Consider the following 14571-nt stretch of genomic DNA (forward strand, 5'->3'; position numbering starts at 1 on the left):
TAATTAACACGTTCTACCTTATATATTTCTTGCAATATGTGGTTTGCTGTAATGACTCGTTCCGCCGCCACCTACTACTACTTTACCGCCTTTTCCAAAGATTAATAATTTACTTGAACCATCTGCAAGAAGTACTATTACTTCCGCATGATCACTTGTAGCTACATAGATTACATAACCGCTTTTTGAAATACACGTTTCCCAATTCTCATCAAATTCTGATCTAACTACCCGATTAGAATACACTTGATTTTCAATTCTTCCTTGTTCTTCGTTTTCCAAATTTATTCTCCCCTCTTCCTTGAATAGTTGTATATATTAAAATAGCAGTCCTGTTTAAAATAGTGACCGATTTTAACATAAATAGTATATGTAGGTAGTAGGAGAATGCTTGGACAATGAAAACGTATCAGCATTTAAAAATTTTACAATCGAAACTTCTCTTTAATCATTTCCGCTACTTCTTTTGCACTCAAGTAAGTATTATTAATTTTTATATACTCTTCTTTTTCAATTTCACCATGAAGAGAGTTTAATCTATGCTTTTTCATCGTTTCTTTTAAATTATTTTCAGACCATTCAATATCTCTTTTTTTCGGTTTATGTTCTAATCTATGCGGGCTTTTATTCCGTTCTAACCTTTCATCTAATTCCGCTTCCAGCTCTACAAAATACACCGTCCCACCTTTTGATTCAAAAATACTTACTACATGATGTATATAATCCCAATCGGATTGGAGGTCAAATGCCCATACATAAGTAAAAATCATTCCAGATAAATCACTTTTAGATACTTCTTCAAATATTTCATTACGAAATAAACTTACTAGTCTTTTTGCTTCTTTCGTACTGTAATCAAAAATTAGACTTACTAAATCAATTGTCATATGGTTATGAAAAAGTTTTAAACCGGTTAATGTTGCTAATTCTTGCCCCACTGTCATTTTCCCAACTGCTTGTGGGCCAAATATTAATATGAATTTCATTTATTTCCCTCCTATCGCTCTCTATAAACAATTACACAAAATAGAAAATAAGGCAGTCGATTTCGTATCGATTGCCTTATTTTTATTAATAGTTTCTGTACTATTTTTTTCGCACAGCTTCAAATGTAACCATTTGATTTGCATTTGACGGCTCTTTTTCATATACATAGTCAGCAGAGCAAGTAATGTTAGAGAAACCAATACTTTCTAAAAGGAGTTTAAACTCTTCTATACCATACCACCGCATTGCAAAACGTTGTAGTTCTGTTTGCGTTAACTGTCCTTTACTCCACTTTTCATATTTTAAATATGATACAGTAATTTGGTTCAGCCAATCTATTTCAATTGATTTATTTTCTAATGTAATTCCGTCACCACTCGGCAAAGAAAAATTTGATGTATGAATCTCTCCAGTCTTCCAGTCATGCGGAAGCATAATATCGACGATTAACCGACCACCTAGCTTAAGGTGCTCATAAAAACATTTCAATGCGTTTATAGAATCCACACGATTTTCAATTAAACAAAAAGATCCAGTAGGAATGATAATTGCCTCATATTTATGTGGCAGTGAAAATTTTTGTAAGCTTCCTTCATATAGATTAGGATGTAATCCTCTCTCTTTACATCGTATACGGCACGATTCTAGCATTTCAGGTGAATAGTCTATCCCATCTACTTTAAATCCAGCCTCTAGAAGTGGGATGATGACACGCCCTGATCCTACCGCTGCTTCGAGAATTCTTCCTCTACAATTTTTTAAACGTTCTTCATAATACTCAATATCACCATTTAAAGAATAACCGACAGGCTTTGTGTAATCATAAAGTTCCGTACAAAGTGTACTATAAAAACTAAACATTTATTTTCTCCTCCGTTTTATACGTACGGAAGATTTCAATTCAATTAATCTTCCTGTACCTTTAATTTTAATGAAAATTCGAAAGAGCTGACTGTCATACTATATCACTCGCTTTCCATAGAATATAATCACATTGTATAATATTTCCTTCAAAATGAATATATATAAATTGAAAATTCAGACTTATTTCGAAAGGATGATATGATGAATTCATTAATTGGATTTCTTTTTCTTCTTATCACTTTTAATGCTCTAATTTTCTTTATTGCAAAGAAGTATAGGCGAATATGGAAAATTGCCAGTGGCATTTTCATCCTTTCTTCCCCCATCATTTTCTTCGCGACTATGCATGTAATTGGTGAAAAAGTTGGAGATGGTTTCGCTGGAGGTGCTGCTGGGCTTATCTTTAGTGGAATTTTAATCCTAAATGCAATTGTTTTATTTGTTGTAAGTATTTTTAATAGAAATTCATAATCGCCTCCTCGTATTGATAAACAATTACACCCCAAAATTTAAAGAGCTTACTATATAGTAAGCTCTTCATTAAAAATCATTTATTTCACAATCGGTAATATTACTTCGCTTAATTTTACTGTAAGCTTCGTACCCGCTTTCGGTCTAATTGTATAATCATAGTCGCTAGCAATTAAAACCACTCCAATTTGATGCCCCGCTTTAAAGACATATTCATCTGGCTGCATGTCCCATGTAAATGTATAATCTTTTCCAGGTTGAAGTGCTGTTGAATTTTTTATACTATTTAAGTTTTGCGGGTCCATCCAGCCTCTCGTGACGATTTCAGGCTTTGCTCCACCGTAATCAACAAGTAAAGCTGTTAAATTCGCTACAGAACGGTCAATATTTCCTTTGAATGAAACTTGTGCTGTACCGCTTATTCGTGTATCTTTTTGCAATACTGGCATTGTATACACTAATCGATTTGCTACTTCTAATTCCGGGTTTGCTACTAATTGGTTTGATTTCATTTTTGCATCATCTACGAATGAGAAAGTCTTATTAGCAGATCCCATACTTAATGGCAAATTGACTGCTTTATTACTTAAATACATTCGGATTTTTGACGGCACAGCCGCTGGATCTGGCCAATTTTTTAACTTTTCCCATGTTTTATTTTCTCGTTGTACATCAACCATTGGTTCATCCATAATTCCATTTTCAATTCCGTACAACCAATAATCTAACCATTTATTTTGTGTTTGCTGCCAGTTATTACTTGATGTTCCGCCGTGTCCACCTTGATGTAACCACATTTTACGAGGTACATCATTTTCTCCAAGTGCATCCCACCATTGCGCGAACTGCTTCGTTTTTACGTTCCAATCGTTTAAACCGTGAACGACAAATACGCTCGCTTTTACATTTTTAGCATCTTTCACATAGTTACGTTTATCCCAAAAATCATTATAATTACCAGTTTTCCGGTCTTGTCCATCAGTGAGCTCTTTTATAACTTGTCCGCAAACTTCAGGGTTTTCCCTTGTTAGTACTGCTTCTGCCATATTATCTGTATCTTCCCCTTGATACCCACCTGGCGCAATGACTGCGCCATTTGCACGATAATAATCATACCAACTACTAATCGCTGCGATTGGAATAATTGTTTTTAACCCTTCAACTCCAGTCGTCGCAACAGCATTTGGTAACGTACCATTATAAGAAACCCCTGTCATACCTACATTTCCAGTAGACCAATTTGCATTTACTTCTTTTCCATCTTCTGTATATGCTTTCGCACGCCCATTTACCCAATCAATGACAGACTTCGTCCCCAATATTTCCTGTTCGTCTCCAGTCGTAGGACAGCCATCTGATTTTCCAGTACCGATACTTTCTCCTAAAATAACTGCATAACCTCTTGGCACGTAATAGTTTCCGTACGAACCAAGATTAACCGCTCCATACGGTTTTCCTTCATACGCATACAATTCTTCATCTACATTATATACAGGAACATCTTTTAATCCAGCTCGATATGGACTCATTTCATAAATAACAGGAACTTTCACATTCGGATCAGTTTTTGGACGCATAACCTTTACTGATACACGATCCTTTTTACCATCGCGATCACTATCAACTTCTGTTTCTACAAACAAATTTTCAATAATCGCTTCATCAAGTGAGTAAATAGGTTTTGTCATCCCATTTTCTAATTCAATTTTTGTGTTCGAATGTAATGCTTCTGAAACTTTTCCATTTAACTTAACGCCATTTTCATTTCTAGTGTTTGTTTCCTTATTTTCTGCATACGCAGTGATAGTAGAAACTCCTGATGTAATTGATAAAGATAAAATAGCTGATAGTGTAATTGCAATTTTCTTTTTCTCCATGCCCTTCCCTCCCCAATACTTCTCTTCTTACTATACAACAAAATTACTGAAAATTCAGTTTATATTTTATACAATAACTTGAGAAATTTGTATAACATTCTCCCTACGAGCTTTCAAAATTATATAGTTCCACTTAATACTGTCTTATAATCATAAAAAAGCATCGTCTCCTATTGAAAATAGACGATGTTTTTTAGTTTTTAATTAGCCCTTCTTCATATAAATATCAAACTGTATCTCTCCATCTATAGTAGAGACTCCATATTCAAAACCATGTCTTTCTAAAATACTTTTCACTATCGCTAATCCTAATCCTGTACCTGATTTTTCTTTACTACGAGAAGATTCTAATACATAAAATGGTTCCCAAATTTTATCGATATCTTTAATTTGTTCAGCATGAATACCATTTTGAATTTGAAAATATATACCATCGTTTCTATTTTGTAAATAAATTTCCACATTTTGATTCGTTGTATATTTAATCGCATTAGAAATTAAATTTTGAAACACCATTCCCATTTTATTTAAATCTGCATAAATGATTGTATCACCAACAGTATTGTTCACTTGCAAATTGATTTCTTTCGATTCCAGTTCAATCTTATGTTTATCTATTATACTTTGGACTAGTGGCTCAATAGGGAATTCTTCTTTTTGTAATATATCTCTTTCTAGTTTAGAAAATCGTAATAACTCTTCAATTAGATTTGAAATTTGATCAGTTTGTTTAATAATTGTATCTACGTACGTACCATCATCTAAACCATCTTTTATTCCCATAGAATATGCTTTTACTAATGCGATAGGTGTTTTTAATTCATGAGTCATATCACCCATAAATTGTTTTAAATGTTCATTACGATCTGTTAAATCTTGATGTGCTTCATGCAATTTATCACTCATAATATTGATACTATTGGCTAAGTCTCCTATTTCATCGTTCGTTTTCACTTTCGTTCTTTTAAACTTCAAACGTGAAATTTCTTCTGCGACATCACTTAATTCTTTCAATGGTGTCGTGATTGTTTTTGAAAGTATCCACACAAGTAAAATAATGAGAAGGATTGAGAAACACAAAATGTATAAGTAGAATGTATTTAACGTATTAATAATTTCATTTGAATTTGCAATAGAAGTCCCAATTAAAATTATCGTATCATCTTTCGCAATATATTTAGCAAAAAAGCTTGCTTTTACCTTTCCTTGATCATATAGTTTATTCGATTGCCCTTCCGTTTTCACTTTTATGACTTCGTCTTTCGTAATCCACAGTTTATTTAATGTTACCTTCTTTCTCATAAGTTTTGTGTGTAGTGCTTCGTTCATATCAACTATTGACTGGTTGATTGGCGTATACACAATTGAAACATTACTTTCATTTTCAATTGTATGGATAACATCTTCTAAATCTTTTACTGATGTATTTTGTATTTGCATTGTAAATTTATTTAAGTTTTCACGTGTTTTATAAATATTATATTTCGGTAAAAGATAATTAATTAATAATAAAGAGATCATAAAAATAAGAATAACCGTTAAAGAAATGCTGAAAAATAGCTTTTTTCCAAGTTTATTCACTTTGTTCCTCCAGACTATAACCTAAACCACGATGCGTCTTTATAATATTCTCTCCGATTTTTTTACGCAATCTCCTCACATGTGTATCAACCGTTCTCTCTTCTCCAAAATAGTCAAATCCCCATACGATATCTAACAATTTTTTACGCGTTAAAATCATTCCTTTATGATTTAAAAAGCACTTTATTAATTCTAGTTCTGTTTTTGTAATATCTAATTCTATATCATTTTTATATACTTTATTTTTGGCGAAATTTATCTTTACATCTTGCACTTGAATTACATCATCCTGTTGTACAAGCTTTTTCGCTCGGGTAATTAGTACTCCTGGATGAAATGGTTTTTTCACATATTCATCTGCCCCGCTTTGAAGCGCTGCTAATTCATCTTCACTTTCACTTTTTGCCGTAAGCATTAACACTCTTACACTTGAATTCTTTTTTATTTCCTGACAGACTGTAATACCACTATGTTTCGGCATCATCCAATCTAAAATAGCTAAATCTATTTTCTCATCATAAAAAATTTGAAGTGCTTCCTCTCCATCTTTTGCTAATAAAACTTCGAAGCCTTCTTTTTCAAAATAAGCTTTTAAAATTTTCAACATATCTTGTTCATCATCTGCAATCAATACTTTCATAATTTATCCTCCATTACTTTTAAACAAAAACCAATTGTATCATACAACTTCTTTGTTACATGTATGTGACAGAAAAATATTTAAACCTTTTGAGGGTATAGTAAAGATGAGGTGTTGTATTATGAAAAAAAAAATCGGGTTCATTTCTCTTCTTTTCTTCCTATTATCAACAAATGTGCTCGCAAATACAAATCAACAAATTGAAGTGTTTGATTGCAAAAAAGAAATGGTCATTCAAAAACAATCTTTAGATCCAGCAATCCAAAAAGAAGCAGTTCAATACGCTAAAGCAATAACTGGACCATTTAAAAACTTAAACGTCGTTCCGAAAGATGGACATATGATAAAAATCCCTTTATCTAAACCTATTTCTATTACGAATCAATGGTTACATACTACAATAGACGAAGTACTTATACTGCTCCCACAAAATGAAAAACCTTATATTATGCTATATGATGATGAGAATAATCCGCATTTTTATTATGTAAAAGGTAATCCAAATAGATTATTGAAACAAATGAATGTTACATTATAATTTAAGAAAGATCCCACAAATATCATTTGCAGGATCTTTCTTTATCGGTTAACAACTTGATTTTCATTAAAAAAATGCATAACCTGTCTTTTATGATGTTTATCATGATCTACAAATTCTTTAATAATATATATAAGAGAATACGGCGTTCCAGTATGAGGACAATGTGATACTCCATTGGCAGTTACAGGTTTCTTTAGATTTCCAGCAGGCAATAAACTAAGTTCTTTTACGAGTAACTCTCTTTTTGTTTTTGCTTCTTCAAGAAGTTTCATCTTAGATATACCCGATTTGGCATAACTAGAGGCTATTTTATTATATGTATTAAAGTCAGGGAACTCCACTCCCTGTCCTTCTCTCACTGATGGTAAGACCTTACTTAAAAGACATTCATCCCAATTCATAATATGAGATACAATCTCACCAATAGTCCATTTCCCCTCTGATATTGATGCCACCCACAATTCTTCTTTCATACCTTTCAATGTATTTAACCAAATTGAATATTCATTGAAATCATGAATAATTTTATTTTCTTCCATCATCCAATTCCCCATTCTAATAATAGATTCAAATGAATTATATCATCAATCCACATAAAAATAGAACAAAAGTTCTGTCAAAGTGGATAAATAATAATTCACTACATCCTTTTATATAAGTTCAAATAATGGCTCGCTCCTACATATTTTTTCCCTTTCACAAATCCACCCGAAGTATAAAATTTGTCACCCTGTTCCGTATCTGTATTTAAGACAACGATATTAAAATATTTTTTAGCATCACTTAAAATTCGCACTAACAGTAACCTCCCTAATCCTTTCCTTCGGTATTCTTTTGCAATATAAAATCTTCTTACCCTACCAATCTTATTATTTTCTGTATATGGATCCTCATTTAGCCCTCCTATTCCAATTAACTTTTCCCTTTGAAAAATACCATATAAACATTCTCCAGTTTTATTAAATACATTTATTTTGTTTTCATATTCATTTATTAATTTTATTAGGAAGTTAAAACCTCCTTCCTTACTGTCCTGAACGAGATGACTAATTTCATATTTCATTAAATTTTCTATTTGTTGAATATGTATATCTTTCAAGTAAATTCCCTCCCTTAATATAAAAATATATAAAAATGCTCAAGAATCATTTATTCTGAGCATTTTTATGGTTGTTACCTTATTCAATTCGTAGCATGCGTATTCTGCACTTCAGACAATATTCCCTTCAACTCCATTAAATCATCTATTACTATATCGGCACGAGCCAGTTCATCTTCTTGTGCAAAATCAAAATTGCATCCAATCGCAATTAAACCGTTATCTTTCGCTGCATTTATATCAGATAGTCGGTCTCCAACTACGGCTGCCTCTTTTATATCATATTTGCTCAAAATGGTTTTGACTAAGTCACTTTTATTTAGCGATTGTATTTGTTCAATACTACATGTTTCAGTAACCCACTGATCCAAAGCATAATAAGATACGATTGCTTGTAAGTATTCTTTTAAGCCATTACTAGCAATGTATATTGAACAATTATTTTCTTTTATGTGCGTAAATACTTCTTTTACATTCGGATATAAAGCACCTTTTCCGCTCTTTATGTTTTCAATTAATCTTTCCAAAAAATATGCGTCTGTTTGTTCTCTCACTTCAATAGAATGGTCTGGTAATAACGTCTCCCAAACTTTCGGTAACGGCACACCCATAATTTCACGATACTTATCAATTGGCGTTACTGCATCCCATAATTGTAGTGACCGCAAATGATTAAAAGTATCATCTAGCGATACTTCTAAAATTTTATCTGTTTGAAATAACGTTCCGTCCATATCGAAAATTAGTGCTTGAAACATGTCATCCTCTCCTTACATAAGCTGCAAATATTCATCAATATCTTTAGAAATTTGTATAAAAGCTTTATCCCAAAATTCATAGCTTGTTATATCTATTTGAAAATGTTTTTTCATGAGCTCTTCTACTGGAGCTTTTCCTGTTTCTCGTAGAAATTCTTTATACTTTAAATGGAATGTACTTGAGTTTTGCTTCGCTATTTCTAATAAACTAAAACTTGCTAAATATCCAAATGTGTACGGATAATTGTAAAAAGGAACATCCGCAATATAAAATTGAATATATTTAATCCACACGAACGGCTGATATTCACTTAAAGCATGTCCATATGCTTCTTCTTGTGCCAATATAGATAACTTCTCAATTTCGTCAGCACTTATGGGACCTTCTTTACATTTTTCATAAAAATTCTTCTCAAATTGAAATGATGCTCGAATGGCCATAACATAATTAAAAGTATTTCTTATTTTCCAGCTAAGTAATGACTTTTTCATATCTATACACTTTGTTGTTTCGATTAAATAGTTTATGAGTACTGTTTCAAAGAAAATAGACGCTGATTCAGCTGTACTCATTGGCAAATAATCATCTAAAAAAGAAGTAGAGTGTTCAAAACTCATATTATAAAAATGCCAAGCATGTCCTAGCTCATGAGCAAGTACTCTTACACTATCTATACTCCCATCATAACGCATGGAGATTCGTGATTCTTTCTCAATGAAAAATGGAGCACAAAAACCACCTGGTGGTTTATTCTCTCTCGGTTCAGCATCTACCCATCCACTTTCTATCGCATTACGTGCAAATTCTGCCAATTCTTCATTAATATCTTTTAATGCATCATATATGTTTTGTACTGCTTCTGAAAAAGGAATAATAGCCTCATTATTTTTCTTTACTGTCATAAGTTCATGCCATGTAATGAAAGCTTTTCCGTTCTTATACACTTTTAAAACGCTGGCTAATTTATCTAGATTTTCTTCTGTCGCATCCCACATTTGTAATAATACAGTTTCAGAGATTTCATTCGCTTGGAGAGATTGTGTTAAAATCTCTCTATCCCCTATTTCGTTACTTTTTGTATTACGTAATCGCCCTATTTGATTTAATACAGTAGCAAAGATTTCTTTTTCCTTATGCAAAGCACTTGTAAGTAACTCGAATACTTCTAACCTTTCCTTTTCATTATCACTATTCATTGCAATATGATTTGCTTGACCAAATGATAATTGTTTATTATTGTGCTCTATTTCTATCTTATTTCTTAATTGTATGTACATATTTTCCCACGCATTTAGTTCATCTTTTATGAACCTAGTATTAATATTATCAGAAATTGCCACCTCACTTTGTTGTATTACTTGCTGTACTTCACTTTTTAGTTCCTTTACTTTCACAGTCAATATAGTATTGTCAGATGAAACACTTTCTTCAGCCGATCGGCAATACAAATAGTATTCTGCCTTTTCAATAGCCTGTATAAGTTTTGAAAGGATTTCCACATCCTTTGTCACTATATATTGTTCTTTCAACTCTAATATCGGAAATATAATATCTTCACACGAATATAATCGATCTAAATCCCACCTAGCAATTTCATGCATTTTTATAGCCGCCTCCTATTTTTACAAATAGTTACAGATATTTCTCCCTACCCAATTATATATGAAACTACAATTTTTTAATATCTTTAAATATTTCGTTTTTTGATGAGCAGGACTAGATTTATATTCGTTTCTTTCACCACTCAATCACAAATAGCATAAACACATGAATGATACGATGTGTAAAAAAGACAATAAAGTTATTTACTTTTAAACCTAAAACAAGCATAACCCCGTTCTAAATTTAGGACGGGGTTAAAATATAGATGTATAATTTTCGATATAAGATACTTCACTGTACTTAAAAATATAACAATAAAGTCGTTTGAAAATCTAATTTTTATTCAACAATAGCGCCTATTGTTGAATAATGTTCAATTTTAAACGAATAAAGCCATTAATATTAAATTTTGATAGCCGTCATCCAATTTTACACCCTTTGCTTTTCTACCCTCTTCAAAAAATCCTAGATTCTTATATAACTGGATTGCACCTAGATTATCTTCCATTACCTCAAGACAAACTTTTTCAATCTTACTGTTATTTTTAGCCCAATTGATTAACGTTTCTAGAAGAGCTCTTCCAATACCATAATTTCGATATTCAGGTAGTATGGTCATCGCAAAAGCCCCTTGATGACTAATTTTTTCTTTGTTTCCGTTCTTAAAATCGATTGCACCGACTAACTTACCATCAACTTCAGCAATAAACTGTACATAATTTGGATTTTCATGATAAGCTTTTAACGTTTTTTGAATAGCATCAACACTCATCTTTTTTACACCCTCAACCGTACTTAGCATGTATGGAGCATTTATTAAAGCTTTTGAAGCAGCATTTAGCATTCTTTCTGCGTCCTGTTCTTTAGCTTCTCTAATTATTACTGTTTGTCCATCCTTAAATTTATAAGTAAAAACATTAGTTGATAATATATTATACACACCCTTTCGGAATATAATTAATCGGATTCTTTAACTATTCCACAATTCTTAAGTAAGAGAAAGTCGTATCACCTTTTCTGTAATCGCCCTCCTTTAACTTAATAACAATTATTTCAAACATTTTTAATTTTGACAAGAAATCGTTTCGTTATATAGTTCGATTGTTGAATAACATGACTGGCGTTTTTAAACAACTTTATTATCTCTGTACACGATTACTGATATAAGTATCACTTCACCAATACCATATCGACCAATTATCACAGATTAAAAATAAAAAAGGATTGATCAAAAGATCAATCCTTTACTCTACTTCATTTAAGAAAAATAATGTTATAACGCCAGGTCCTGTATGTGCACCGATTGCTGCTCCAATTGTATTTACGATAAATACTTCACAGCCGAATCTTTCCGTAATTAATGCTTTTAACGATTCAGCTGTTTCTAAGTCGTCGCCATGAGTCATTGCGATTGTTTGACCTTTAAGTTCTTTCCCACGCTCTTCCATAATATCTACAATTCGGCCAAGTACTTTCTTTTTCCCTCTTACCTTTTCAAGTGGTACAAGTTTTCCTTCTTCCACATTTAAGATCGGCTTAATGTTTAATAAACCGCCGATAAAACCTGCTACTTTACTTAAACGTCCACCTCTAACAAGGTACTGTAAGTCAGCCACAGTGAAGATATGTTCCATATGGTTCATTAAAAAAGCGACACGTTTTAAAATATCTTCTTTTGATGCGCCGTCTTTCGCCATTTTAGCAGCTTCTAAAACGACAAGCCCTTGACCAAGCGAAGCACATTTCGTATCAATAATCTCCAAATCTAAATCTGCATATGTTTCTTTTACTTCCTCTTTAATGACAATTGAAGATTGATATGTACCAGACAGTTCAGATGAAAAAGCTAAATATATACAAGGGTTACCTTCTTTTGCATAAGAAACAAATTTTTCTTGGAAAGTTTCAAGTGAAGGCAATGATGTTCTATAAACAGCGCCTTCTCTCATTTTTTGCAATAATGTAACTGACTCTAATGTAACTCCATCTAAATACTCTGTTTCTGCTTCATCATATACACGGAGTGGAATTAAATCAATATCATATGCTTGCAGCAATTCTACCGGTAAATCCGCCGCACTATCCGTAATGATTTTAACACCCATTTTTAAACCTCTATTCTGTTATAAATATAAAATAATAAAATAAAAATAGTACTTTTAAATTATATACGTAAAACTTAAATGAAGAAAGGAAAACACTTTATATTGTATGCACTATTCTCCAAAACTTGAACTGTTAATAAAAATCATGCCATTTTAACCACTTTTTCCTGAAAATATATTATGTATAATGGAAATAGTAAAAGTTTTCTGAAGGAGGATGCATATGAGTATTCAACTGGCTACATATAATGATCTAGAATGGATTAATAATCAATACGAATCAATAGGATTTGTACGGAGCGATTTAAAGCGAGATAAAGTTGCAATCATTACATACAACAATGAGTACGCAGGTGTTGGACGACTAGTCAAAATAGATGATAATACTATAGAAATGGGTGGGATTTTTATTCTCCCAAAATTTAGAGGTCTACAATTAGCTGGGGAACTTGTTTCATTTTTAGTAGAAACTGCGAAAAAATTACAAGTACAAAATGTGTATTGTCTTCCTTTTGAGGAACTAGAAAACTTTTATAAGAAATATGGCTATACTGAGGTCGATACTACGAAAGAAGTTGTCCATCCAATTATTCTAAAAAAATATAATTGGTGTTTAAAACATTATGATAAACATGTATTACTGTTTAAATTGTAAGTTTTCTATAATGGGGGTGGATACACTTTGTGTTACACCTCATGTTTTAACAAAGATTTATCCATTTCATCTATTAAAAGAATTAGTTTTTTAAAGCGATCCATCAATTGTATTTCATATCTTTCCCAAACGCTTATTAGCAAGCTCATTTACAAACTTGCTAGCATTATTTTTAAGTTTCTCTAATACATTTTCCTGAAGAAATTTTTAACTAATTGATGTAGAGATGATTAATTATCTAATCCGCACCCAAACTTCCTGTTCTTGTAACAATTGCACAGTTAATTCCAATACAAGGTTTTGTATTAACTGATACGCGTTATCATGCGGTGTACTTCGTTCCGATATAAATTCAATACATTGAAAAATATAACCTTCTACGAGTAAGCTCCCTTTTTCAATTTTAGATGGATTATTTCCTTTCCTTATTATTTTTGGTAATAAAAACTCATTTTTTGTTAAAATAATTTCCTGTGACACCTCTTTTATTTCTATAACTTTTTCTTTAAATACCACTTTTTCTCGTAAATTAATTTCACCTTTATACTTCCCTATTTCTATTGGTAATTTCGCAGGTATATAATTATTTACTCCTCCTTCATCTTCCTTATCTAAAATTATTCCGTGTATAGGAATCCACGAAGATGTTCCTACCCAATTCTCTTCCATATTACTTTTTATTTTTTGATTAGAAAGTTCTAAAAGCACTCTCTTTTCATAAAGGTTTGAAGAAACTAAATTACAATTAACTTCTCCTTGATAATGTTGCACTGTAGTTAATAACTTAGTATCCAATTCACAACCCCTTTCATCTTTTTGATTCCGAAATACAAATACTTCTTGATTTTTCACATTCATATTAGGGAATTTTATAAAACTAGTCACATCTGAAATAATAGAAAATGGGGTTTTTACTACTTTTGAACGTACTAAGGTCTCTATTTTTGATTCTGAATCTTGACGTTTTTTCTGTGACTCTGTTTCTTTACTTTCTTTCTCTGATTCAATTGTTTCTTCTTCTTTTTCCGACTCTGTTTCTTTACTTTCTTTCTCTAATTCAATTGTTTCTTCTTCTTTTTTCGACTCAGTTTCTTTACTTTTTTTCTCTAATTCAATCGCTTTATCTCCCTTTTTTGATTCTGTTTTTTTACTTTTTTTCTCTAATTCAATCGCTTTATCTCCCTTTTTTGATTCTGTTTTTTTACTTTCTTTCTTTAATTCAATTGCTTTATCTTCTTTCTCTGATTCTGTTTCTTCAATTTTTTCCTTTTTTCTTATTTCGCGTGCATCATCTTGAACATTCAGCTTTTTCCCTTTATAAACTTTGTTCCATATTTCCTGACCAACCCATGGATTTTTCATCACCATCCCCCCGTCTAATGAAATTCAT

General features: G+C 31.7%; 16 protein-coding genes. 3 read left to right on the plus strand and 13 right to left on the minus strand.

Going from position 1 to position 14571, the window contains the following annotated elements; all coding sequences use genetic code 11:
• Positions 1-18: 18 nt before the first annotated feature.
• From MHB70_RS12795 to MHB70_RS12805, 3 genes are all read right to left on the minus strand, one after another.
• Entirely contained in the window at positions 19-282 is a 264-nt protein-coding gene (locus MHB70_RS12795; protein WP_000426647.1) for a hypothetical protein, read from the minus strand.
• A gap of 143 nt (positions 283-425) precedes the next feature.
• Positions 426-986, minus strand: coding sequence for an AAA family ATPase (locus MHB70_RS12800; protein ID WP_000668770.1), 561 nt, complete (start codon positions 984-986; stop codon positions 426-428).
• A 100-nt stretch (positions 987-1086) separates the two neighbouring features.
• Positions 1087-1848, minus strand: coding sequence for a class I SAM-dependent methyltransferase (locus MHB70_RS12805; RefSeq protein ID WP_000490896.1), 762 nt, complete (start codon positions 1846-1848; stop codon positions 1087-1089).
• 204 nt (positions 1849-2052) lie between these two features.
• Here MHB70_RS12805 and MHB70_RS12810 point away from each other — a divergent pair, with 204 nt between their 5' ends.
• Complete coding sequence (locus MHB70_RS12810) at positions 2053-2322, plus strand: hypothetical protein (RefSeq protein WP_001086637.1); 270 nt, start codon at positions 2053-2055, stop codon at positions 2320-2322.
• 80 nt (positions 2323-2402) lie between these two features.
• Here MHB70_RS12810 and MHB70_RS12815 read toward each other — a convergent pair whose 3' ends face one another.
• The 3 genes from MHB70_RS12815 to MHB70_RS12825 all read right to left on the minus strand — a co-directional run bounded on the left by MHB70_RS12815 (position 2403) and on the right by MHB70_RS12825 (position 6420).
• Positions 2403-4199, minus strand: coding sequence for a Xaa-Pro dipeptidyl-peptidase (locus MHB70_RS12815; protein WP_000412268.1), 1797 nt, complete (start codon positions 4197-4199; stop codon positions 2403-2405).
• Positions 4200-4403: 204 nt separating this feature from the next.
• Positions 4404-5780, minus strand: coding sequence for a HAMP domain-containing sensor histidine kinase (locus MHB70_RS12820; protein ID WP_001037230.1), 1377 nt, complete (start codon positions 5778-5780; stop codon positions 4404-4406).
• Positions 5773-6420, minus strand: coding sequence for a response regulator transcription factor (locus MHB70_RS12825; protein ID WP_000865955.1), 648 nt, complete (start codon positions 6418-6420; stop codon positions 5773-5775). The genes MHB70_RS12820 and MHB70_RS12825 overlap by 8 nt, the downstream gene beginning before the upstream one ends.
• A gap of 121 nt (positions 6421-6541) precedes the next feature.
• Here MHB70_RS12825 and MHB70_RS12830 point away from each other — a divergent pair, with 121 nt between their 5' ends.
• Positions 6542-6958: a hypothetical protein gene (locus MHB70_RS12830; protein ID WP_000726753.1), complete on the plus strand. Its 417-nt coding sequence runs from the start codon at positions 6542-6544 to the stop codon at positions 6956-6958.
• Between the two features lie 41 nt (positions 6959-6999).
• Here the strand turns inward: MHB70_RS12830 and MHB70_RS12835 are convergent, their stop codons facing one another.
• The 6 genes from MHB70_RS12835 to MHB70_RS12860 form a co-directional block, all read right to left on the minus strand.
• The gene (locus MHB70_RS12835) at positions 7000-7500 is read right to left on the minus strand and encodes a DinB family protein (RefSeq protein ID WP_000392137.1); all 501 of its coding nucleotides are present in this window, start codon (positions 7498-7500) and stop codon (positions 7000-7002) included.
• Between the two features lie 101 nt (positions 7501-7601).
• A complete protein-coding gene (locus MHB70_RS12840) occupies positions 7602-8060 on the minus strand; it encodes a GNAT family N-acetyltransferase (RefSeq protein WP_000651690.1) in 459 nt (152 codons plus the stop codon).
• Between the two features lie 83 nt (positions 8061-8143).
• The gene (locus MHB70_RS12845) at positions 8144-8818 is read right to left on the minus strand and encodes an HAD hydrolase-like protein (RefSeq protein ID WP_000484700.1); all 675 of its coding nucleotides are present in this window, start codon (positions 8816-8818) and stop codon (positions 8144-8146) included.
• Between the two features lie 12 nt (positions 8819-8830).
• On the minus strand, positions 8831-10420 hold the full coding sequence (locus MHB70_RS12850) for a M3 family metallopeptidase (protein ID WP_000544325.1): 1590 nt from the start codon (positions 10418-10420) through the stop codon (positions 8831-8833).
• 380 nt (positions 10421-10800) lie between these two features.
• The gene (locus tag MHB70_RS12855; RefSeq protein WP_000282372.1) at positions 10801-11361 is read right to left on the minus strand and encodes a GNAT family N-acetyltransferase; all 561 of its coding nucleotides are present in this window, start codon (positions 11359-11361) and stop codon (positions 10801-10803) included.
• A gap of 304 nt (positions 11362-11665) precedes the next feature.
• Positions 11666-12526 carry a DegV family protein gene (locus MHB70_RS12860; protein WP_061529395.1) on the minus strand — a complete coding sequence of 287 codons (861 nt, stop codon included), beginning with the start codon at positions 12524-12526 and terminating at the stop codon, positions 11666-11668.
• A 223-nt stretch (positions 12527-12749) separates the two neighbouring features.
• On the opposite strand from MHB70_RS12860, the gene MHB70_RS12865 reads away from it, so the two are divergent.
• The gene (locus MHB70_RS12865) at positions 12750-13181 is read left to right on the plus strand and encodes a GNAT family N-acetyltransferase (protein WP_000027173.1); all 432 of its coding nucleotides are present in this window, start codon (positions 12750-12752) and stop codon (positions 13179-13181) included.
• 234 nt (positions 13182-13415) lie between these two features.
• Here MHB70_RS12865 and MHB70_RS12870 read toward each other — a convergent pair whose 3' ends face one another.
• Positions 13416-14543 carry a BC_2427 family protein gene (locus MHB70_RS12870; protein ID WP_000795521.1) on the minus strand — a complete coding sequence of 376 codons (1128 nt, stop codon included), beginning with the start codon at positions 14541-14543 and terminating at the stop codon, positions 13416-13418.
• Positions 14544-14571: the final 28 nt, after the last annotated feature.

This window comes from Bacillus sp. FSL M7-1020 (assembly GCF_038050415.1).
Classification (GTDB): Bacteria; Bacillota; Bacilli; order Bacillales; family Bacillaceae_G; genus Bacillus_A; species Bacillus_A toyonensis.